Here is a 23,094-nt window from a genome sequence, read left to right on the forward strand (position 1 = left end):
GGACAAGTTGTAAAAGGCTTGTCTCTGTTCATTAGAGATAATGAGCTTTAAATTTTGGAATCTTCATTTTTTTCAGAAGAAAAATTAAAGTAATTATTTACTATGTATCTTAAAGCATAAAAAAACTCTACAGCCTCTTTCATTGTTGGAAGTTCATAATCAATGTCATGAGTTAATGCATTTCTTCTTATTGTTAAACTTGATATTTCATTCAAAATATCATTTGGAAGCTTCCCCTCCCATTTTGCTACTTGTTTCTTATTATATGGACCATCACACGAAACCATAAAATCTTTAAAAATTTCAAATTGTTCAATCATAATCAACTTTGATATTACAGGCTCAACCCTCGATTGATGCGGTTCAAGCTTTGATGTAGGTATCTGTGTTTTCCCCGTATTATGAAATTGATTATCTAAAACAACTCCTGCTATTGCACGCATATAAATACTTGATCTCATACAATATGGCTGGCTCCTATCCATATCTTTCTGATTTGCTCCCAATGACAAATAAGGGCCTTCCTTCCAAGCAGAATTATCTTCTCCCATATATTCCCATCCCATCATTTTTTCAGCAGAACGTGCTTGATCAAAGGTCATGACAGCATCACAAATAGCACTTGTGGAAAGCTTAATATAATCAATATAGCTCGACATAAATCCCCTTATAGTTAACTGAATTGAATTATTCTTTATAAATAAATATTAAAGCACCATTTGTTTTTATCAAATAAACTCAATAATTATTTAAATTCAAAATCTAAATACCCCAAAATACTCAACACTCCAACTTAAAACCACTCTCCATCATCCGCGTTGCATAAATCTTTTTACCTGTTTCTACTTCGCTCTCTAAAACCAATTCGGGTAAATGCATAGCTCTTTGTAATTCCAAGATCCGCTCATGTAATGGTTGAGGTTGTTTATTAGAACAAATATATGATTTCTCAGGATGTTCCACGTGAAGTAGATGACACAGAAATTTTGCCAAATCATCGATATGTATTCGATTGGACCAATGGATATTGGGATAGCGATGAGTCGTTTCGGCCAGTTTCTGCATTCGTTTTGTCGATGTGCCATAAATCCCTGATGGACGTACAATCACGCATTCGGTAGGAAATGCTTGTGAGTAGCGATGCTCCATTTCGCGTAACAACATCCCCTGCTCATCGATCGGTTGTGGCACAGTGTCATCATCAATGCGCTCCCCCGCATGCTCACCATAGACACGAGTGGACGACACCACGATTAAACGTTGTATTGGATGACTTGCTAATGCTTGAACAATCGGCTGTACAGAATCGACATAAGTGTATCGATAAGCATCCACAGCATTGAATTGAGCATGACGTGCAGAAGCCAAAAGAACATAGACAGCATCAATCGGTTGAACCTGCGATAAATCCAGTTGGTGAACATCTTGGATTAAATGTTCTGCAAAATCATCCTCTTTCGCACTACGACTCACTGTGGTAATTTGGTGACCTTGCTGAAATAATTGTTTAGCAACACGTTGCGATGTTTTACCATAACCGATAAATAGAATATGCATCAAACGACCTATTCTCAGAACTGATCCATTTAGATCATATAAACCGAAGTTGAGGGGACATGGCTTCCGTCCATCAATTGCAAGGGGTTGGCAATGCCGCCGCTGCTTTACTTGAAAAACTAAATATTTTCACGACAGATGATCTTTTGTTTCATCTGCCACGCGACTATGAAGATCGTAGCACGATCATCCCCATGAACCAATTGACCGTGGGTCGAAGTTATTTACTGGAAGGTACAGTCAAAAGTATCGACTTTCCACCCGGAAAGCGTAAATCGATGGCCGCCCTACTGGATGACGACTGTGGCAAAGTTACTTTACGTTTTTACCATATCTACAAAGGCATTACTGATCGGGTAAAACCGGGAAATCGTTTACGGATTTTTGGTGAAGTCCGTGTTGGTGCTCGTGGCTTAGAAATGTATCATCCTGAACTACAGGTGATTACTGAACACACGCCTTTACCACAAACCCAACTCACTGCGATTTACCCTGCAACCGAAGGCTTAACACAGCCCAAACTACGTGAATACGTCAAACAAGCACTACAGTTATATAGTGATGACTTACCTGAATTACTGCCAGAAAAATTCACCAATGGCTATGCACTAAAACAGGCTTTGGACTATATTCATCATCCCCCTGTCGATGCCAATATGTTGCAACTGAGCCAAGGTTCTCATCCTGCACAGCAACGTTTAATTTTCGAAGAATTGGTTGCCCATCAGGTCAGTTTGCTCAGCCGCCGTGCTTATATTCAACAAATCGAAGCACCGTCATTCTCTACAAGTAAGAACTTCACCAAACAACTTTTAAGTACACTACCGTTTGAAATGACCGGCGCACAAAAACGCGTGTCCAAAGAAATTGCAGTCGATCTGAAAAAAAACAAACCTATGCTGCGACTCGTACAAGGTGATGTAGGTGCAGGTAAAACCCTAGTCGCAGGCGTTGCAGCCTGTCATGCGCTCGAGGAAGGTTGGCAAGTGGCCATGATGGCGCCAACAGAAATTTTGGCCGAACAGCATTATCTAAATTTCAAAAAATGGTTTGAGCCGATGGGTCTAACCGTGTCTTGGCTTTCCGGCAAGCAAAAAGGTAAAGCTCGAGCTGCTGCAGAACAAAGTATTCAAGATGGTTCAGCCAATTTAGTGGTCGGCACACATGCTTTATTTCAAGACAATGTACAATTTGCCAAATTGGGTTTAGTGATTATTGATGAACAACACCGTTTTGGCGTCGATCAGCGTTTGGCGCTACGAAACAAAGGTCTCAATGGCATGACACCGCATCAACTGGTGATGACAGCAACCCCTATTCCTCGTACCTTGGCCATGTCGGCTTATGGCGATTTAGATACCTCCGTCATTGATGAACTGCCACCCGGTCGTACACCGATTCAAACAGTCACTATTCCACTTGACCGTCGTGAAGAAGTGCTACAGCGGATTGCCAGCAATTGTGCTGAAGGTAAACAAGCCTATTGGGTCTGTACCTTAGTTGAACAATCAGAAACTTTAGATGCTCAGGCCGCTGAAGCGACTTTTAATGAAATTAAAGAACGCTTTCCAGACCTCAATATTGGTCTGGTTCACGGCAAAATGAAGGCCGATGAAAAACAATCAGTGATGCAGCAATTTAAAAATAATGAATTGCAATTACTGATTGCAACCACAGTGATTGAAGTCGGTGTTGACGTCCCAAATGCCTCGATCATGGTAATTGAAAATGCAGAACGCTTAGGGCTTTCACAATTACATCAGCTACGTGGTCGTGTAGGGCGTGGTGCCAAAGCCAGTTTCTGTGCTTTGCTGTATAAAAATCCTTTATCGCAAAATGGGCAAGAGCGTTTACGCATCATGCGTGAAACCAATGACGGCTTTATTATTGCTGAAAAAGATTTGGAAATTCGCGGCCCTGGTGAACTTCTCGGCACCAAACAAACGGGAGATATGGGCTTTCGTGTAGCCAAATTGGAGCGAGATGACCATTTACTCAATCAGGCACACTATGTGGCTCAACAAGTCCTAAATGATTATCCTGCACAGGCTCAAGCACTTTTAAAACGATGGCTGCCTGAAGCACCCCGTTATGCCTATGTATAATTAGGATGATGTTTCGATCATCCTAAAAATAAGATTGGCTTTAACCAATAAGCTTGTCGAACAGGTTTCTGTGGTGTTGTGATTGCACTTCACCACAAACTGTGCAGAATACTCAAAAAAGAATGATTAGAATAAAAATATGCTCCAATCTATCTAACACTTCATCCAAAAAGGGATGCAGAGCTTTTCCCCTTGCCTACTCTGTAGTATCGATCGACAACAACATCATTCGCTTTGTATTGACTGCTGGGAACAACTGCCTTGGTTTAAACAAATGGTTAATCGCCATGAACACAGCATCTCTTGTGCCTTTCACTATGATTTTCCAATAGATCGCATCATCCAAAGCTATAAGTATGAGCAACAATTGCAGTATCAAAATTTACTGGCACAGAGCCTTTTAAGCATGCGCTTAGCTCGAGTTCAGGCCATTGTTCCCATGCCTATTTCAGTTGAACGCCTCAAGGACCGTGGATACAACCAAATGCTGCTCGTTGCACACATGATGGCAAAGCAATTGCGCATCCCTGTTTGGCAACCCGTGATTCGTCAAGCACAGCACGCTCAAAAAGGCTTGAGTCGGCTAGAACGCCTAGAAAATATCGAACAACAATTTATTATCGACCCAACTGAAAAACGCCGTTTCCGTAAAGTCCTCATCATTGATGATGTGGTGACCACAGGGAGTTCAATCCATGCATTAAGCAAGCTGTTACATCAGCTACATTGCACGCAGGTATATGCCGCATGCATTGCTGCGGCACAGCCTTAGTTTCAAACATCAACCTCTAAAGAAAATGAACAAGCGAAGCGGTTTAGCTTTCAGCAAGAGATCGAGTCTGCTGCTTCACCCAAGGAATCACCACCTCACGTGTTAAAGGGGCGAGTTTTGTTTGTGTATCATCCAAGCTGACCCATTTCATCGCTGCAATTTCCGCATCAATTTTCGGTTCACCTTGCAACTGGACCAGATAGACATAACTCACCAGTAGATGATCGACTTCGTTCGCAGCAGCCGTTTCAAAACGACCAATGAATTGCTCAATCTGCGCAGCGCAGCCAATTTCTTCCTGAATTTCACGCAGCATGGTGATTTCAGGAGCTTCATGGGGTTCTAACTTGCCACCTACTTGCATAAAGAATGCCGTGTGTTTTTTACGAACCACTAAAAGTTCATGCTGTTCATTTAAAATAATGGCTGCGGCAACAGTGATAATTTTCATCTATCTTGTTCCAAATCGGCGATAAAGGCTGTACGTTCAACCATGCCCCATTTCGGCTCTGGCGCAGTGAAATGTTGAAACTGCTCAACAATCGTTTCAATATTATCTTCTGCAATTAAGCCTTCGATAAAACGCGGATGGGTAAAGCCTTTTTCTGCGGTAGTTTTCAGAAAATTCAATAAATCGTCATAAAAACCATCTACATTGAGAAAGGCACATGGCTTTAAATGAATGCCCAATTGAGCCCACGTCCACTGCTCAAAAATTTCCTCTAAAGTCCCTGCTCCACCTGGAATCGCCACAAAACCATCCGAGAGTTCAGACATTTTAGTTTTCCGTTGTTGCATATTTTCTACCACATGCAATTCGGTTAAATCTGGATGTGCCAATTCTTTATCGACCAGGACTTTTGGAATCACCCCAATGACTTGCCCGCCTGCATGCAAAGCACTATCTGCCACGACACCCATCAAACCTGAACGGCCACCACCATAGACTAATGTAATACCTTGGGCCGCTAAATGACGACCGACTTTTTCAGCAACCTGTAAATAGATAGGATTGTTACCAAGGGCGGAACCACAGAAAATTGCGATAGATTTCATTTATAATCACCATCAGATCAGGAACGCTATGCTGGAAAAATCAACTTTAAACAGATTTTTTCATAAATTAAGCATTAGAACAGTGTTTTTCAGCAAATCCTTGTCTAAAATACACCCATTCATTTTTAACTTACTGCGTAAGGGGAAAAGACAACATGCTTGAAGCCTTTTACGCGACAGAGCGCGGTAGCTTAGAAGATGTCACCATCAATGGTGACTTCGATTTACATCAGGATTTAGTCTGGCTCGATCTCATTGCCCCGTCTCAGGAAGAGCAGCAATGGATTATGGATGCCTATGATCAAAATTTACCTACATTAAAATCATTAGAAGATATTTCGTCGAGTGCACGATTCTACCGTGATGACGACGGTATTTTGCACATCAGCACCTATTTTTTAACGAAAAATAAAAATTTTCAGGTCGATGGCGAACCCGAAGAAAATGCTAGCACCTTAGCTACCGTACAAACGGTTGCCTTTATTTTGCATAAAGAGCGCTTATTCACTTTACGGGGTGAAAAGCTGGTGGCTTTCCGTGCCTTTCGTGCCCGTGCGCGTCGTAATGACTATGAAATTGACTATAAAGATCCAACTTGGATTTTATTGGGTCTTTTAGAAGCCAAACTCGATGAGCTTGCGGATATCTTGGAAGATATCCACAAGGACTTAGAAAAGTATTCCACAGAAGTGCTGAATAACCGTCATCGTGAGATGATTTTAGACTTAGATGACATGATTACCCGACTTGCGCATTTAGAAGATATGCTCGGAAAAGCTCAGCTGTGTCTGATCGATTTACGTCGTGTTCTCACCTTCCTATCACGTCCTCGCGCCTTGGGTAGTCATATTTATGATGCCGACATCCGAGAACTCAGTGAAGACGTGCGCTCTCTTGTTGAGCATGATGCCTTCTTGTTCCAAAAGGTTCGATTCTTACTGGATACCACTTCTGGGTTCATTAACACCGAACAGAACGATACAATTCGTCGATTCTCGATTTTACCAAGTATGCTTGCGCCACCGATGTTAGTAGCTAGCGTCTATGGAATGAACACCGATGTACTGCCCTTCGCGCATGGTACAACCAGTTTTATCGTGGTCAGCTTAATCATCGTGGCATTCTTTATTGGCCCATTGATGTACTTCCGCTGGAAGAAATGGATTTAATCCGTTCCTATTGCGTAGACTTGCGAGAGTTTCTTGTCCCGCTAAAATAAAAAAAAGCACCTTACGGTGCTTTTTTTTAGATCAATTGCAAGTCATGCTCAAGATGACAGGCTTGAATAATCTTCATCATTTTTTCAGGGACTGCTTTAAACTGTAAACCTTGCGCTTTTGGCGTTTGACGTAACCAACGGACCAAAACAGCTAAAGCCAAAGTACTGCCATGCTCAAGCTCAGCAAGATTGACCACCAAGGGAAAAGCTTGCTGTTGTTGAATCAATTTCAAGCCGTCTTGATAATACAATTCAGCATTGTTGTAATCGATTTTGCCTGAAACCATCAATTCTTGTTGATGAAGTTTAATCACACATCACCTATCTTATTTTTTCTTGTCTAATGCTGCATCAGCATCAGGTTTGAAGTTCGCAATTGCTTTATCAATGTTACCGCCATTACGTTTTACAGTGGCCGCAAACTGATTACGGAATTGTAGGCCTAGGTCGATACCCGAAACGTTGATATTACGGATTTTCCATTGTGAACCTTTATCCGCCAACTGGAAAGAAACTGGAATTTTTTCACCGTTGTTATGGAAATCAATCGTTACAACAGGGTTCTTACTGTTCGACGCTTTATATGGACGCATGCTATACGTTTGGTTACTAAACTTAGCAAATGCTGAACCATAGTTTTCGATCAGTGTTGCACGGAAGTTACGTTCAAACTGCGCACGTTGAGCCGCTGAGCTGTACTGATTCGTTGCATACGTACCCATCACAATACGTGTAAACGCTTGTGAATCGATATACGGGTCTAAGTTTTGACGAACAATCGTTTTCACAGCCGCAGGGTTATTTTGTAGTTTTGCGTGGTCTGCTTTTAAACGTGTAATGAGGCCATCAGCCACTTTTTTTACAAATGCAGGTGGTGCTTCGCTTGGAGCAGCAAAAGCTGTACCTGCCATCATAGTTGATAAGATACTTGCTGTAAGCGTATGTTTTAACAATGTGTTCACTTAATTTCTCCTAAAAATTATTCAACAAATGCAGGTTCTTCTGCCGTTGTTGTGTCAGCAGCTTCTGTTTTTTGTTCAGCATCTGCTGTGTTGTCAGTTTTGTTCCCTGCACCACCGGTCACAAATTTAGACACCAAATCTTCGATTTCCATCGTACCTTGGGTATTACCAATTTGGTCACCACGTTTTAAGAAGTTGACACCACCACCCGGTACAATTTTCAAATATTTCTCGCCCAATAAACCATTGGTTGCCACCATAATGTAAGCATCTTCATCGATATTGGTGATGGATTTCATGTTAGCAATCAGTTGCTGTTCCATTTCTTTTTGTTTCGCAGGTGTCGCTGCTTCATAGTCTGATGTGTAACGCAGTTCTTCGAGTGCATTCTTTTGCACTTCTTTTAATTGTTCTGCATTGTAAGAGGTTAATGAGCCATCCATAATGAGATGTGCTGTCACTAAACGCGTCACAGGATCGAGTTTCAACGATTCCACTTGACCAACTTTAACACCGCTTAAGGTGACTTTGGCACGGGGTTTAATCCCGTTTACATTTTCAAATGTCGCGGTCAATTCATAACTGTCTTCGATGTTATTGCCGACCAAACCACTCACACGCATCGCCAAGAAGAAAATAGCGATAGCAAACAGAATGACAAAAAAACCGACGGCCAGTTCACTCGTACGTGATTTCATTAAATACCTCCGAACATGACCGCAGTCAACACGAAATCTGAACCTAAAACACACAACGAAGAATACACGACAGTACGTGTGGTCGACGTTGCAATACCTTCTGAAGTTGGGACACAGGCATAACCCTGATAGACCGCAATCCAAGTACAAATTAATGCAAAAACAAAACTTTTGATGATGGTGCCATTAAAGACGTCTTTAAAGAATTGCACACTGTTCTCGATGCCACTCCAATAAGAGCCTTCATCTGCACCTAGAAAATCAACACCCACCAATTTACCGCCCATGATGCCGACTGCAGCGAAAATCACCGACAACATTGGCAAGCTAAAAATACCGGCCCAAAGTCGTGGCGAGATCACCCGTTTTAAGGGATCGACCCCGATCATTTCCATACTCGACAACTGCTCAGTGGCTTTCATCAAACCAATTTCAGCCGTTAAAGCTGAACCTGCACGACCTGCAAAGAGTAAAGCCGCAACCACAGGTGCAAGTTCACGTAATAACGTCAGTGCAACGGCGGTGCCGAGCATCGCTTCACTACCAAAAGTCGACAGAATGCTATACATCTGCAACCCCAGTACCGAGCCAATAAATAAGCCAGATACCACAATAATCAGTAATGAAAGCACACCAACACGGTACATCTGATCAATAAACAATTTCACGCCAAGTAAAGTCGGCATGGAAAAAAGAATCTGCAGCAACATAATGGTTGCTACGCCGATTCCTCGAACACGTTCAATGACGCGTCTACCTAATGCGGCAATAGCATTCATGAACGAACCTCATGATTTAAATAGGGCTGATGACTGAATTGATAATCGACTGGACCTTCTACCGAACCCGTCAAGAACTGCTTCACAAACGGCGAGGCATGTGCTTTTAACTGCTCAGGTGTTCCCTCGCCCTGCACTTTCCCTTCAGCCACGACGTAGATGTAATCTGCAATTGATAAAGTTTCAGCTACATCATGCGAGACAATAATCGTGGTTAAATCTAAAGCTTCACGTAGCGAACGAATCAAGCGGGTTAAAACCCCCATCACAATCGGGTCTTGCCCTGCAAAAGGTTCGTCATACATGATTAACTCAGGATCCAGTGCAATTGCACGGGCCAAAGCCACACGACGATTCATACCACCCGATAGTTCAGAGGGCATCATTTGTTCCGCACCACGTAAACCAACAGACTCTAATTTCAACGCAACAATTTCAGCGATCAAATGCTCTGGCAACTTGGTATGGGCACGAATTGGAAAGGCTACGTTTTCATATACCGACATATCGGTAAATAATGCACCGCTCTGAAACAACATCCCCATACGCGCACGCGCAGCGAAGAGTTCCTGACGTGACATCTGTGCAATGTCCTGCCCATCAAGCAACACTTCTCCATTATCGGGAGTCAATTGACCACCAATTAAACGGAGTAAAGTCGTTTTACCTGTACCAGATGGACCCATAATTGCAGTGATCTGACCACGACGAATTTTTAAACTGACATTGTCATAAATGACGCGCTCTCCTCGCTTAAAACTCAGGTTTTTCACTTCGATCAGTGCCTGAGTCTGAGAAGACGTTTGATTATTCATAGCTGAGGATTTTCCTGCATTTTTTTCAGCATGCATACTATAAAGGATTGAAGTTTAAAATGTTACCATTGCATGAGCGCATATCCCTGCATTCCATCAGGTAAATTGTTTTTTATTATTAATGCGATTTTATAGAGGGTGTTTTCAACCCAATAGAAGAATTTAGTTAAAATAATTGTATATATAGTAAACGATATTACACAATAAGAGTGTCAAACCGATATAAGGCATAAGTACCTCGATCATCACTGTACGCATATTTGCCAACGCGTTTCCGTTCATATTAATTATCATTAAACACATAAAGTTTGATCAAGTATACATTTTTCTGATTAAAAAGCTAATTTAAATCCATAAAAAAAACCGGTGTTTCCACCGGTTTTTTCGATATTTCTTTCGAAATTCAATTAGTCATTGAATTTACGACGTGGACGGTCTTCACCGAAAGTGCGTTCGCCACGTGGTTTATCATCACCGAAACGTTTTGGACGGTCATCGCCGAAACGTTTTGGACGATCTTCACCAAATGAACGTTGAGGACGGTCACCGTTGAATTCACGACGTGGACGATCTTCACCAAATGAACGTTTTGGACGATCGCCATAACCTTCACGAGCTGGTTTGTAATCTACACGGTTACCACGGTTGTCATCGTTAGAACGACGGTCAAAACCACCTTCACGACGTGGACGATCGCTGTTAAATTCGCGACGTGGACGATCTTCAAAACCGCCTTCACGACGTGGACGATCGTTGTTAAATTCGCGACGTGGACGATCTTCGAAACCGCCTTCACGACGTGGACGATCGTTGTTAAATTCGCGACGTGGACGATCTTCGAAACCACCTTCACGACGTGGACGATCGTTGTTGTATTCGCGACGTGGACGATCTTCGCTACCGAATGAACGACGTTCGCCATCACGGTTGCCTTCACGACGTTTGAAGTTTGATTCACCTTCAAAACGACGACCGCCACCGAAGCCACCACGACCACCGCGACCACCATCACGACGACCACGACCGCCATCACGGCTACCGCGTGCAGGAGGTGGAGATGGCTCAAGACCTTCAATTTCAGACACATTTAAACGTGCATCTAAGAAGTCTTCTAAAGCACGGATTTTACCGCGTTCACGGTAAGTCGCTAAAGTAATCGCGTTACCAGTACGGCCCGCACGACCTGTACGACCGATACGGTGTACATAGTCTTCGTTCTTCATTGGAAGACCGAAGTTAATTACGTGAGAAATTGTTGGTACGTCTAGACCACGTGCAGCAACGTCAGTCGCAACTAAGATTTTTGCACGACCTTCACGAATGCTACGTAAACGACGGTTACGTACAGTTTGTGGCATTGCTCCATGAAGAGCGACAACTGAGTGACCTGCTTCTGCAAGTTCTTCAGCCAACATATCTGTATCTTCTTGAGTAGATGCGAATACAACTGCTTGATCTACAGACTCATCAGATAACCAGTGGGTCAAAAGTTTTTTCTTGTGTTCGAAACCGTCAGTCCAATGAAGAGTCTGAGTAATGTCAGTATTTGTAGAGTGACCAGTTTCAATCGCAATACGCTGTGGATCATTCATCATGCGTTCTGCAAGTGTAATGATACGCGGCGCAAATGTTGCAGAGAACATTAATGTTTGTTTACGGTTAGCAGCCAAGTCGCTGATCGCTTCTAGGTCTTCAGAGAAACCTAAGTCAAGCATACGGTCAGCTTCGTCAACGATTAACGCATCAACGTTGTCTAGTTTAATTTGACGACGGTTCACCAAGTCAAGTAAACGACCTGGAGTCGCTACGACAACTTGTGCACCTTTAAGCTGTTGAATTTGTTTACCGAAAGGCATACCACCCATAATTGCAGCAATACGAACACCTTTCATATGACGTACTAAAGCAATTGCGTCTTGGCTAACCTGTTGAGCCAATTCACGTGTAGGGCAAAGTACAAGAATAGACGGTGCAGTTACCGCTTTCATGCGCTCTTTGAAAGACATCAAAGTGTCTTGACCAGCCAAAGCATTCACAGTTGGGAGTAAGAATGCAGCAGTTTTACCAGAACCAGTTTGGCTTGATACAAGAAGGTCTTTACCTTCTAATGCAGCTGGAATTGATTGTTCTTGCACTGGAGTCGGAGTAGTAAAACCTAGACCTTGTAATGCTAGTTGTAACGACTCATGTAAAGGAAAATCAGCAAAAGTTTTGCTCATAGAGTATTTCACCCCAAAAATGGGTGCTCCATTAAAAATATAAATTCAGATGGACATCGGCAAAAAGCGGCACAGCAAAAAACGCTGAAAATATAGAATCAGCGGCGATCCGAGAACGACGATGTGTATAACGCACACATGATTACAGCCGCAACCTGAAGGAATCGCTTAGCGATTGGGTGGGGCGCGAAATATCGTCCTCTCTTTGGACCGGAACGCGCATACACAATGATAGAAGAGAATGTTCAGGTAATGAACGAAATTTAGTGCGTGCGGCGATTATAGCAGAAAGTTTTTAAATGTCACCTGTTTTAGTCAACTTCAGAATGTTTTTTGTAAGAAGCTTTAAATTATAGGTGTTTAAGCCTTTATTTTTGACCAATTAGACAAAATAAAGCCCTCATAAAGAGGGCTTTATTTCATTATTCTGTCAATAAACTCGAACTAAGCGTTCTATTATTTAGCAGCTTCACCCCAAGCTGGAACAACAGCTTGCATAAGTGGTTTAAGCATTTTCATAGAACATGCAAGTACTTGACCATTGTCCATTGAGTCGTTACCACCACGAGCATCAACCACAGTACCACCCGCTTCTTTCACAATAAGTTCACCCGCAGCGATGTCCCATGGTTTCAAACCAAGTTCGAAATAACCATCGAAACGACCTGCAGCAACATATGCTAGATCAAGAGCAGCAGAACCTGAACGACGGTATTGAGCACCGGCTTCAGTTACATTTAACAATGAGTTGAAATGGTTTTTCGCATAAGAAACCACTTCGCCATTACGAATTTTACGATACGCATGACCCACTGAAAGCAAAGTGTTTTCTAAGCTGTCTTTTACATTTACACGAATACGGCGTTGGTTCATCATCGCACCGCGACCACGGCTTGCAGAGAACAACTCATCTTTCACAGGGTCATAAATAACACCGTGCTGAGTTACACCTTTATGTTGAACTGCGATAGAGATGCAGAAATGTGGAACACCATTAACAAAGTTTAATGTGCCATCAAGTGGGTCGATGATCCAACACCAATCAGCGTCATGACCTTTACCTTCTTGAAGACCAAACTCTTCGCCTAGGAAACTGTGATTTTTATAGCTTTTACGTAGGGTATCGATAGTCAATTGTTCCAAATAACGGTCTACACGCGTTACTGGACCATCAATTCCTTTTTCTTCGACTTGTAGATCGAGTTTATGACGATTTTGATGCGCTTTTAAAAGCTCTTGACCAACTAATTGAGCCGCACGCGCAGCCATAACCACCATAGGTTCCATTGAACACCCACTACAAATTTGAAGATACTGATAAAGAATAATGCATAAAAGCCCTTATATCTTATCAAATATAAGGGCTTTTAGGGAAAAAATGTTTCTAAAAATTAGAAATTCAGCAAACTACAGTTGACTTATGTTTTATCCAGCTTTGTGTCACAGAAGTGATAATGCCTTCAGCATCTAGTCCAGCTTGTTGTAGCATTTGAGCATGTGTCGCCTGATGCATAAATTCATCTGACAAACCTAAATTCAGCATCGGTTTAACAATACTAGCCTGCGCTAAATATTCATTTACCGCACTACCCGCACCCGCCATCACTGCATGCTCTTCAACTGTCACAAATAGTTGCGTGCTTGCCGCGATTTGATCGATCAACTGTGTATCTAATGGTTTTACAAAACGCATATTTAGCACACGAACTGCAACATCCAGTTTTTCAGCCAATACTTCAGCCGCCTCAACCGCTGCCTGAACACGGCTACCAAATGCTAAAATCGAAATTGTTGCATCTTGCTGATCATTAAAGCTTATAAGAACTTCACCACGGCCAATTTCAAGCTCGGTCATCTCTTGCTGAATCTCAACACCTAGTCCATTACCTCGTGGGTAACGTACTGCCGCTGGGCCTTTATACAAATAAGCCGTATGCAACATTTGACGACATTCATTTTCGTCTTTCGGCGCCATGATCACCATGTTCGGCACGGTACGCATAAAGGCATAATCATATGCACCGGCATGCGTTGGGCCATCTTCACCAACCAAACCTGCACGGTCGATACCAAATGTGACATCAAGATTTTGCAAAGCGACGTCATGAATCAGTTGGTCATAACCACGTTGTAAAAAGGTTGAATAGATTGCAACAACCGGTTTTACCCCTTCACAGGCCATACCCGCAGCCAAAGTCACCGCATGTTGTTCTGCAATGGCAACATCAAAAAAACGCTCAGGGAACTGCTTTGCAAATTGCACCATGCCTGAGCCTTCACACATCGCAGGAGTAATCGCTAATAAACGATCATCCTGTACAGCTTCATCACATAACCACTGACCAAAAACATCTGAATATTTCGGTGCAGTTGCCACAGCAGCAGGTGCATTCAGTTTACTGATGGCATGGTATTTAATTTGATCTGCTTCGGCAGGTGCAAAGCCTTTACCTTTTTTGGTATAGACATGCATTAAACGTGGGCCTTTGCGTTTTTTTAAGGCTTCAAACACGTGTGTTAATTGTTCAACATCGTGCCCATCAAAAGGACCAAAGTAGTCAAAGCCAATGGCTTTAAATAGGTTGTCTGCAGCATCGGTCGCAGCACAATGTAGGCGTGAGTTATACGCCCATTCAGGATGAGGTTGAATATAGGCTTCGCCATTTTCAGAAATATTCACCGATTGACCACTTTCCCAAATCGCAGCCAAATGCTTAGCAAAACCACCTGTACTGCATGAGATCGACATATCGTTGTCGTTCAATACCACCATGAGGTCAGCATTGTGTGCCACCGCATCGTTCATGGCTTCAAAAGCCATGCCCGCTGTCATCGCGCCATCACCCACGATTGCAACCACATGACAGGGATCTTGCTTGAAGCGACGTGCCAATGACATCCCAAGACCAGCAGAAATCGCGGTTGATGAATGGCCTACACCAAAGGTGTCAAATTCAGATTCTTCACGGGCAGGAAACGCAGCCAAACCATCTTTGGCACGAATCGTCACTAATTGTTCACGACGACCCGTTAAGGCTTTATGCGGGTAGGCTTGATGACCCACATCCCAAATCAGACGATCACGTGGTGTATCAAAACAGTAATGCAATGCCACGGTTAATTCGACCACCCCAAGATTGGCACCAAAATGCCCACCACTTTGTCCGGCCGCATACAAAATAAATTGACGTAACTCATCCGCCACTTGCTCTAATTGGCTGCGCTCGAGTAAACGAAGTTGTTGAGGATGGTTAATCGTATCCAGCAACGGTGTTACAGGGCGTTGAAATGGTATTTCTTTATACAGCATAATGTGGCAAAGCCTTCTAAAGCCTGGCAAATTCCTAAGCTCGGTCTAAATGGGTAACTCGATCATATCGTCGAATTGTATCACCTTACAATCAGCCAAACTTGTAGCGATGTAATTTTTAGCAATGATCTCGTTGGGGAGATTTTGAATGAGTCAGATTATCCTGAATAATCTTCCTATTTATCAACTATTATCGTTCGCTTTATACAAAAAAGAAAATGTTCTGCATAAATTCGTCGTTGCAATTCTACCAATGTCCAAGCATTACGCTATACTTTAGCCAATTTATAATCGAATAAACGGGTTAAGCAGTGCCTATAGAATTTGTCGCAACGTCAAGATTACCGACCGCTTTTGGTGAATTCAATATTACGGTTTTTCAGGATCCTGAAACCGGTGAAGAACACGTCGCACTCTCTAAAGGACTAGAACAAGCTCCCACTGAACCTGTTTTAGTTCGTATCCACTCCGAATGCCTGACTGGTGATGCCTTCGCTTCACTCAAATGTGACTGCGGCCCACAGCTTCAAGCCACCCAAAAATTAATTAATGAAGCAGGTCAAGGGGTGATTTTATATTTACGCCAAGAAGGTCGTGGTATTGGCTTGACCAATAAAATCCGTGCTTATGCCTTACAAGATCAAGGCCATGATACGGTGGATGCCAATTTATTATTGGATCTTCCTGCCGATGCACGTCGTTATGATATGTGCCCTATCATGTTGAATCATCTCAACATTACGGCTGTGCGTCTCATTACCAATAACCCATTAAAAATTGAAGCGCTCCAAGAGCAAGGCGTGAATGTCGTTGATCGTGTTCCGCTGACTGTGGGTTTAAATCCATTCAACGAACAATATTTAAAAACCAAACATGATCGTATGTCGCATATGTATCAAAAGGACGATTTTTAAAAGTCCTTTAAATTCTCCATCTATAAATCCCTCCAAACCTCCCTTTACAAAAGGGAGGCTTTCCCCTCTTTAAATAAAGAGGGGTTAGGGGAAATTCAAATCGTCATCGAAAAAATACGATTTTCCGGCACACGGCGTTTTAACCTTAAGTCAAAAGCCATGCAGATATTACGTACAAAAGGTTTGCCTTTTTCGGTAATTTGGATGCTCTGATCACCCAACTCTAATAATCCATCCGCCTGCATTTCTGTTAATTGTGCAACCACTTCATCAATTTCTGGAAATTGCATGTCTGTATTTGCCCACGAAGTATGGAATGTACACATCAAATTCAGAATATGTTTACGAATGATTAAGTCCTCATCTGTCAGCACATGACCTCGATAAACAGGAATTTGGTTTTGCTCTAAACGTGAATAATAGTCTTCAATTTTCTTTTCATTTTGTGCAAAGCTGTACCAACTATCACTGATCGAAGATAAGCCGAGTCCAATCATTACTTGGGTTTTCGATGCGGTATAGCCCATAAAATTACGGTGCAAACTGCCCTGCTGAAAAGCTTGATACATCGGATCTTGGGTTAATGCAAAATGATCCATCCCAATTTCATGATAGCCCTGCGCCAGTAGCTGTTTTTTACCTTCTTCATAGCATTGACGCTTTAAATCATCTTTCGGGACATCGGCATCTTTAAAACCACGCTGACCATTTCCCTTAATCCACGGCACATGTGCATAGCTATAAAAGGCTAGGCGATCTGGCATCAAACGATTGGTCTGTTCAATGGTATGCAACACGTCGTTTAAATCCTGAAATGGCAAACCAAAAACCAAGTCATGCGAAATAGAGGTATAGCCAATATCACGTGCCCACTGTGTCACTTGTTCGACATGTGCAAAGGGCTGAATACGGTGGATGGCTTTTTGCACCTTCTCATTATAATCCTGCACTCCATAACTTACGCGTCGAAAACCAACATCATACAAAGCTTGTAAATGCTCACGTGTGGTATTGTTCGGATGCCCTTCAAAACTAAATTCATGCTGATCTGCAACTGTTGCGTGAGCCAAAATTCCTTGAATCAACTGGGTGAGATGCTCAGGAGAAAAGAAAGTAGGCGTTCCCCCGCCCAAATGAATTTCTTTAATCATCGGTCGATCGACCAAGAGCTGACAATATAAGTCCCATTCTTTCAGCACCGCCTGAATATAAGGCAGCTCCATCTCATGTTTTTTTGTGACTTTTTTATGGCAACCACAAAACGTACATAAGCTTTCACAAAATGGCAGATGAATGTACAGACTGATGCCTTCGCTGTGATTGGTCTCATCAAATGAACGCTTTAATCCCTGTTTCCACTGTTGTAATGAAAACTCAGCTTCCTCCCAATACGGTACGGTTGGATAACTGGTATAGCGTGGACCCGGTACATTATATTTTTGAATTAAAGAACTCGCCTGCTGAGACATCGATGCACCATTTCAATCAATGAGATTCAATTTAAATCTACCTTATGATTATTGTGCTGAGCTTCAGATGTGAATTCAACCTAGCAAATTTGTCGGAATAGGCCCAATTTCAGCCGGAGCAATTGCTGCTAACTTTGCATGATCTTTTGGTTTAATCACTAGATTTCCAGATTTAAAGCAAAGATCCGATGCTGAGTATCGGGAAAAATGCCTTAAGTTTTCACGTAATTTATGCTTTGATGACACTTATCTTTAAATTATTTTAATAAAGGTCACCATGCAGAATCCAACTTCAGCCGATATTCAACGTGTAGATGAATTCCTTCGCGATTTACAGGCACGGATTTGTGCCGCATTGGAACAGCAAGAACGTGCTGGTGGCGGAAGTGCCGAATTTGCGATCGATGACTGGGAACGCCCTGAAGGTGGTGGTGGTCGCTCACGTGTTCTTCAAAATGGAACGGTGATTGAAAAAGGCGGTGTGATGTTCTCGCACATCAATATTTCAAAATTACCCGCCTCTGCGACTGAACGCCATCCCGCTATTGCAGGTGCAAAAGCGCAAGCCATGGGCGTGTCGTTGGTAATTCACCCGAAAAACCCCAACGTCCCAACCTCACATGCCAATGTGCGTTTATTTGTCGCCGAAAAAGAAGGACAAGATCCGATTTGGTGGTTTGGCGGTGGTTTTGACCTCACTCCATTTTATCCAAATGATGAAGATGTCTTGTCTTGGCATCAAACTGCCCATGACCTCTGCGCCCCATTTAGTGATACACTCTATGATGAACATAAGAAATGGTGTGATGACTATTTCTATCTCAAACACCGTGATGAACAACGTGGTGTGGGTGGTTTATTCTTTGATGATCTCAACCAATGGGACTTTGAAACCTGTTTCAAATATATGCAGGCCGTCGGTAATGGTTATTTAGAGGCAATTTTACCGATCTTCCAAAGAAACCAAGACAAAGCCTATACCGAAGCACAACGAGACTTCCAACTTTACCGTCGTGGTCGTTACGTTGAATATAACCTAGTGTATGACCGTGGCACCTTATTTGGTTTACAAACTGGTGGGCGTATTGAATCCATTTTAGTAAGTATGCCACCTTTGGCGGGCTGGTCGTATCGTCCTGAATGGGAAGAAAATTCTCCAGAGAAAAAGCTCACCGACTTTTATTTAAAACCGCATGATTGGCTTAATATATTGATATAAAATAGATAGACATGTATTTGCCTCTGTCCATCAGGGGCTTTTCATTGCCTTTTAATTAAAGTATTTATATTTCTAGGTAATATCTTGATGCATAAATAAATTTTTTAAGCATTTACTTTGTAATCATATTGCTCAACAATGACACATCTTTTAAACAGCTTTACGCTATGTCATTGCACAATGTGTCAATAAACTCATGGCTGTAACTTTCTTGTACGGAGTACAACGCACATGACACATCAAACACTCAATAAAAAAGCAGTCAGTCTTACTGCCTTGGTGTTTTGGAGCTTTGCTGTTGTGCTGATCAGCGCTATCAGTACTAATATTTTTTCCGAAACCTCTTTGAATGATAATTTGGCTATTGGCTTCATGGTCGTTGCCTTGATTGGTCTAGTCATCAGTGCTGCGAGCATCTTGATTCAAAGCGTCTTAGATATTTGTAATCCTTAATTTTCCTCCTTTATTTCACGATTTTAAGACTGCCCGAACTTTAGCCATCTTCGGTTTTGGCGTATATTGTCTGCTCTTTCACATCTACATGGACGCTGTGCAATGAGCAAACAATTTGCCGTGATTGGCAACCCGATTGAACAATCACGCTCACCTGAACTTCATCATGCCTTCGCTGAAAAAACAGGCCTCGACATTCAGTACAGCAAACGACTTGCGCCACTCGATGGTTTTCAGCACAGTGTCGAATCCTTCTTTGCCGAAGGTGGCATCGGTATGAATGTTACTGTTCCATTTAAAGAACAAGCGTATGCACAATGTGCCGTCCTTACTGAACGTGCCAAAATTGCAGGTGCGGTCAATACACTTTGGATGCAAGATGGTCAATTACACGGTGATAATACTGATGGTCAAGGCTTGGTGAATGCCATTCATGCCTTAGACTGGTCGCTCAAAAATACGGATATTTTAATCATTGGTGCAGGTGGCGCAACTCGTGGTGTCATTTATCCATTGGTTCAGGCAGGTGCGAAAAAAATTGTGATTGCAAATCGTACCCTTGCACGTGCTGAACAATTGGTCGCTGACTTAAAAACTGCTGTCCCCAATGCCGAACTTGCAGCCATTGCACTCACTGACTTAGCAGGTCAATTTGATCTGGTGATTAATGCCACATCGGCAAGCTTAACGGGTGATCCGCTAATTTTGCCTGAAGCTTTACAATTCACCCACGCCTATGAAATGGCCTATGGCAAACCATCGACATTTTTGGATCAAGCCAAAGCACGCCATGTTCCAACCTCAGAAGGTTTTGGCATGTTGGTTGGTCAAGCGATTGAATCTTTTTCCATTTGGAATGGCGTCAAACCTGATCTAAAAGACTTTCTATAATTCAAAATGATTTGCTCAATTCACTTTCTGAGCAGTCTAAACACCTAAAAAAAGAACCTCAATTGAGGTTCTTTTTTTATCCAACTTAGTTCTTGTGTTTTTGAATGGCCTTATAGGTTTCATAATAAGCCGATTGGCTGAACAACTCTTCGTGTTCTGCTGTTAGGCCTTGTAATGACGCTTCTGATAATTTTCCTTTGATATCATCAGCAAAGGCTTGCGCATAGATTTTTGATGCTTTCACCAAATGCGCTTTTTCAGTTCCTTCCAGTTCATAACTGGCTAAAAAGTTTTGTTGATATAAATGTGCAAATATCGCCTGATCAGTCTTATAGTTTTTTTGCAATTGTTTCCACTCAACCTGAGCTTTGTACTCACCAATCCCCGACTGCACATAATGATTGACCGAAGAACCTAAGTCATCAAAGTCTTGATAGCGATGCAAAGCATGCTTATCACGTAATTGATTTAAACGTTTCAGCGCATTGCCTGTTGGCTCTTTTAAGCCATCAACAAATCGATATGCATAAATTTCTGCAATTTCATTCAAATCATTGGCTGAGTAATAACGCACATACTGAGCGCGATAGTTAGCAAATGCCACGACAAATGCCGCTTGATAGGCTTTCACTTCAGATTGATGACGTTTATAACTTTGCAATGCCACAGTACTGAGATATTCAGGAAGTTCGATTTCTTCATTTGCAGCACGGACATCATCAACCGATGCAGTTTCTGCTTCAGCAAGCAGAGGATCATTTCCCGTGATCGGCGCAAGCAGGCCTTTCAACATATTTTCAAAGAGTGAATCTTTACTGACTTCCTCAATGGATTTTGCCTGTTTCATGGCTTGACGATCAATTTTAGTCGCATTGCCATAATTCAAAATTTGGTTGCTACTTTTCAGCTTTAATTGACCTAAACGTGGCTCATTAAAGGCCAATTGATAGTCCATTACTTTGACTCGGCCTTTATGATCTAAGCCTACATCCATCACGACATTCGAAGATGATTTATCCTGTGTATTCAGCACCTGCGCAATTTCAGCTTGATGCTTTTGCCATAATTGCTGAAATTGTTTTACATCGATAAGTTGTTCACTTTGATATTGCTGGAATACTGGTTTTAACTGCTCAACAGCATCCGAAATCTCTGAATCTGTATTGGATGCGTCCGCAGCAGAGGCCGATGGTACAGAATCTTCTTGCAGCGGTATCACCCGAACATCTTGATAATCCTGACACAGTGTGACTTTACCAATCGGCACCTGTTTGGTGTTCATCAAGGCTTGACAGGCTTCCTCAGATAAGTTCGCTGTTTCGTCATCTTCTTCGGAAGCCGCATAAGCTTCGGTTACTTCAGTATCCGAACTATAGGCTTCTTCGTCATCACCCGCGGTCGCCTCCGCATATGCACTTGCAGTATCAATCGCGTATTCAGCAGATTCAGCGGCAGAAGACGTTTGTTCTTCTTCCGTTTCATGTTGGTGATACATCAGGCCATGCATTTTCGCATTGAGCAGCTCATTCACACGTTCTACAGATGCATAAGCCTCATCAAAGTCTTCATCCTCAACTGCTGCCGCTACTGCAGTCCCTCCCGCAGCTTCAGCCGCAGCCATCGCCTCTTCGGAAGCACTGTGATGCACAGCAGCGTCCACAGATTCATCTTGCTCGGCGTCACTATTACGCTGACCTTTGATTTGCGTGGTGTAATAGTTGGCATTCACAAAATCGAAAAGTTCAAGCTGGGTGTATAGCGCATCGAGATCACCCACATAGCGGATTTTTTTAGTCAGCCCTGCATTTTTTTCATCACGTGTTAAAGCAATATTTTGCACTTGATTCGGTTCTGCCAAGACATAAGGCAAAGCATTCATTTGTTTTAAATAGTCAGCAAATTTTTTCAAATCGTACTGAGCAATCGTGTCTTTATGTTTTGAAAAATCCACATAAGCCAAGCTGCTTTGGCTTTCACGATTTACCATAAACGGCATGAACGCAAAGTAGTTGGTATAAAATTTATGTTGATTAAAATCAATGATCATCGGCAACTGTGCATTGACCTGCAAAGTCGGTTTTTGATAACTCAATTGCAAGGTTAAGGCAGCAAGCTTTTCTCTAAAATGTACTGAACCGCTATAGCTAAACTGTAAATCATTCAACACATTCAGCAGTGATTGAGCAATTTTAGATTGCGGAGAAACGCCATCCTCTTCATCGCTATAACGCGCTGATGGTGGGATCGATTCATTGGCAATCGCTTGATAGAGCTGTTTCTTTTCTTTTTGGCTAAATGGAATATTTTGGGTTTTAATCAACTGATCCAGTTGTTTTTTAAGTTTAGGATCCAGCTCTGGCTGTGTGCTTATCGCAGGTTTTGACTTGGTTTCAGGCTTTTTTTCATCGAACTGAATATCGGTTTGAATTGAAAATTGCCCTTTCATGTCATAACTGGCATTTTCAAACATTGCGTTTAAGCCTTGAGTGGCTTGTTGCCCGAGAGACTGATCCGTTGAATTGGTTTTTATGACATGTTGAGCACACCCAGTAATACTCAAACCCAGTAAACAAAGTGTTATATATTTTAATCGCATAATTGTACGAAAGACCTAAGTTCTTTATGATTTATTAAAAGAAAAAAATGATCAAAAGAT

Annotated in this window: 21 protein-coding genes; 7 read left to right on the forward strand and 14 right to left on the reverse strand. The window is 42.3% G+C overall.

Features of this window, described 5'->3' with window-relative positions; genetic code table 11:
- Nucleotides 1-47 precede the first annotated feature (47 nt).
- Both FTV27_RS03565 and FTV27_RS03570 read right to left on the reverse strand, forming a co-directional pair.
- Nucleotides 48-659: a hypothetical protein gene (locus tag FTV27_RS03565; protein ID WP_180035655.1), complete on the reverse strand. Its 612-nt coding sequence runs from the start codon at nt 657-659 to the stop codon at nt 48-50.
- A 121-nt stretch (nt 660-780) separates the two neighbouring features.
- Nucleotides 781-1,557, reverse strand: a complete 777-nt coding sequence (locus FTV27_RS03570; RefSeq protein ID WP_180035654.1) for an NAD-dependent epimerase/dehydratase family protein — start codon at nt 1,555-1,557, stop codon at nt 781-783.
- Between the two features lie 59 nt (nt 1,558-1,616).
- Between FTV27_RS03570 and recG the strand changes: the two genes are divergently transcribed.
- Both recG and FTV27_RS03580 read left to right on the forward strand, forming a co-directional pair.
- Nucleotides 1,617-3,662 (forward strand): ATP-dependent DNA helicase RecG, encoded by a 2,046-nt coding sequence (gene recG, locus FTV27_RS03575; protein WP_180077068.1) that lies wholly within the window; start codon nt 1,617-1,619, stop codon nt 3,660-3,662.
- A gap of 175 nt (nt 3,663-3,837) precedes the next feature.
- Complete coding sequence (locus FTV27_RS03580) at nt 3,838-4,434, forward strand: ComF family protein (protein WP_180077069.1); 597 nt, start codon at nt 3,838-3,840, stop codon at nt 4,432-4,434.
- Between the two features lie 43 nt (nt 4,435-4,477).
- Here the strand turns inward: FTV27_RS03580 and FTV27_RS03585 are convergent, their stop codons facing one another.
- Together FTV27_RS03585 and FTV27_RS03590 are read right to left on the reverse strand one after the other, a co-directional pair.
- Nucleotides 4,478-4,885 (reverse strand): NUDIX domain-containing protein, encoded by a 408-nt coding sequence (locus FTV27_RS03585; RefSeq protein WP_180077070.1) that lies wholly within the window; start codon nt 4,883-4,885, stop codon nt 4,478-4,480.
- The gene (locus FTV27_RS03590) at nt 4,882-5,490 is read right to left on the reverse strand and encodes a TIGR00730 family Rossman fold protein (protein WP_180077071.1); all 609 of its coding nucleotides are present in this window, start codon (nt 5,488-5,490) and stop codon (nt 4,882-4,884) included. Before FTV27_RS03590 ends, FTV27_RS03585 begins: the two co-directional genes overlap by 4 nt.
- 155 nt (nt 5,491-5,645) lie before the next feature.
- Between FTV27_RS03590 and FTV27_RS03595 the strand changes: the two genes are divergently transcribed.
- Nucleotides 5,646-6,659 carry a CorA family divalent cation transporter gene (locus FTV27_RS03595; RefSeq protein WP_078189297.1) on the forward strand — a complete coding sequence of 338 codons (1,014 nt, stop codon included), beginning with the start codon at nt 5,646-5,648 and terminating at the stop codon, nt 6,657-6,659.
- 76 nt (nt 6,660-6,735) lie between these two features.
- On the opposite strand, the gene FTV27_RS03600 is transcribed toward FTV27_RS03595, so the two are convergent.
- The 8 genes from FTV27_RS03600 to dxs all read right to left on the reverse strand — a co-directional run bounded on the left by FTV27_RS03600 (nt 6,736) and on the right by dxs (nt 15,492).
- On the reverse strand, nt 6,736-6,996 hold the full coding sequence (locus FTV27_RS03600; protein WP_218945760.1) for a lipid asymmetry maintenance protein MlaB: 261 nt from the start codon (nt 6,994-6,996) through the stop codon (nt 6,736-6,738).
- Between the two features lie 39 nt (nt 6,997-7,035).
- A complete protein-coding gene (locus tag FTV27_RS03605; RefSeq protein ID WP_078189299.1) occupies nt 7,036-7,671 on the reverse strand; it encodes a phospholipid-binding protein MlaC in 636 nt (211 codons plus the stop codon).
- 17 nt (nt 7,672-7,688) lie between these two features.
- A complete protein-coding gene (locus FTV27_RS03610; RefSeq protein WP_180077072.1) occupies nt 7,689-8,369 on the reverse strand; it encodes an outer membrane lipid asymmetry maintenance protein MlaD in 681 nt (226 codons plus the stop codon).
- A complete protein-coding gene (gene mlaE / locus FTV27_RS03615) occupies nt 8,369-9,148 on the reverse strand; it encodes a lipid asymmetry maintenance ABC transporter permease subunit MlaE (protein ID WP_180077073.1) in 780 nt (259 codons plus the stop codon). Before mlaE ends, FTV27_RS03610 begins: the two co-directional genes overlap by 1 nt.
- The gene (locus tag FTV27_RS03620) at nt 9,145-9,963 is read right to left on the reverse strand and encodes an ABC transporter ATP-binding protein (RefSeq protein ID WP_111885426.1); all 819 of its coding nucleotides are present in this window, start codon (nt 9,961-9,963) and stop codon (nt 9,145-9,147) included. Before FTV27_RS03620 ends, mlaE begins: the two co-directional genes overlap by 4 nt.
- Before the next feature lie 407 nt (nt 9,964-10,370).
- Nucleotides 10,371-12,182, reverse strand: a complete 1,812-nt coding sequence (locus FTV27_RS03625) for a DEAD/DEAH box helicase (RefSeq protein ID WP_180077074.1) — start codon at nt 12,180-12,182, stop codon at nt 10,371-10,373.
- A 456-nt stretch (nt 12,183-12,638) separates the two neighbouring features.
- A complete protein-coding gene (locus FTV27_RS03630) occupies nt 12,639-13,469 on the reverse strand; it encodes an inositol monophosphatase family protein (protein ID WP_180077075.1) in 831 nt (276 codons plus the stop codon).
- A 112-nt stretch (nt 13,470-13,581) separates the two neighbouring features.
- Nucleotides 13,582-15,492, reverse strand: coding sequence for a 1-deoxy-D-xylulose-5-phosphate synthase (dxs, locus tag FTV27_RS03635; RefSeq protein WP_180077076.1), 1,911 nt, complete (start codon nt 15,490-15,492; stop codon nt 13,582-13,584).
- Nucleotides 15,493-15,803: 311 nt separating this feature from the next.
- Between dxs and ribA the strand changes: the two genes are divergently transcribed.
- Nucleotides 15,804-16,406: a GTP cyclohydrolase II gene (gene ribA / locus FTV27_RS03640; RefSeq protein ID WP_168379100.1), complete on the forward strand. Its 603-nt coding sequence runs from the start codon at nt 15,804-15,806 to the stop codon at nt 16,404-16,406.
- A gap of 95 nt (nt 16,407-16,501) precedes the next feature.
- Here ribA and hemN read toward each other — a convergent pair whose 3' ends face one another.
- The gene (gene hemN / locus FTV27_RS03645) at nt 16,502-17,875 is read right to left on the reverse strand and encodes an oxygen-independent coproporphyrinogen III oxidase (protein ID WP_180077077.1); all 1,374 of its coding nucleotides are present in this window, start codon (nt 17,873-17,875) and stop codon (nt 16,502-16,504) included.
- Between the two features lie 277 nt (nt 17,876-18,152).
- On the opposite strand from hemN, the gene hemF reads away from it, so the two are divergent.
- From hemF to aroE, 3 genes are all read left to right on the forward strand, one after another.
- Nucleotides 18,153-19,094, forward strand: a complete 942-nt coding sequence (hemF, locus tag FTV27_RS03650) for an oxygen-dependent coproporphyrinogen oxidase (protein WP_180077078.1) — start codon at nt 18,153-18,155, stop codon at nt 19,092-19,094.
- A gap of 231 nt (nt 19,095-19,325) precedes the next feature.
- Nucleotides 19,326-19,547 (forward strand): hypothetical protein, encoded by a 222-nt coding sequence (locus FTV27_RS03655; RefSeq protein WP_078189308.1) that lies wholly within the window; start codon nt 19,326-19,328, stop codon nt 19,545-19,547.
- A gap of 102 nt (nt 19,548-19,649) precedes the next feature.
- Nucleotides 19,650-20,438: a shikimate dehydrogenase gene (gene aroE, locus FTV27_RS03660; RefSeq protein ID WP_180077079.1), complete on the forward strand. Its 789-nt coding sequence runs from the start codon at nt 19,650-19,652 to the stop codon at nt 20,436-20,438.
- Between the two features lie 85 nt (nt 20,439-20,523).
- On the opposite strand, the gene FTV27_RS03665 is transcribed toward aroE, so the two are convergent.
- Nucleotides 20,524-23,034 (reverse strand): hypothetical protein, encoded by a 2,511-nt coding sequence (locus tag FTV27_RS03665; protein ID WP_180077080.1) that lies wholly within the window; start codon nt 23,032-23,034, stop codon nt 20,524-20,526.
- Nucleotides 23,035-23,094: the final 60 nt, after the last annotated feature.

The sequence above is a fragment of the Acinetobacter sp. YH12251 genome, from assembly GCF_013417465.1.
Lineage (GTDB): Bacteria > Pseudomonadota > Gammaproteobacteria > Pseudomonadales > Moraxellaceae > Acinetobacter > Acinetobacter amyesii.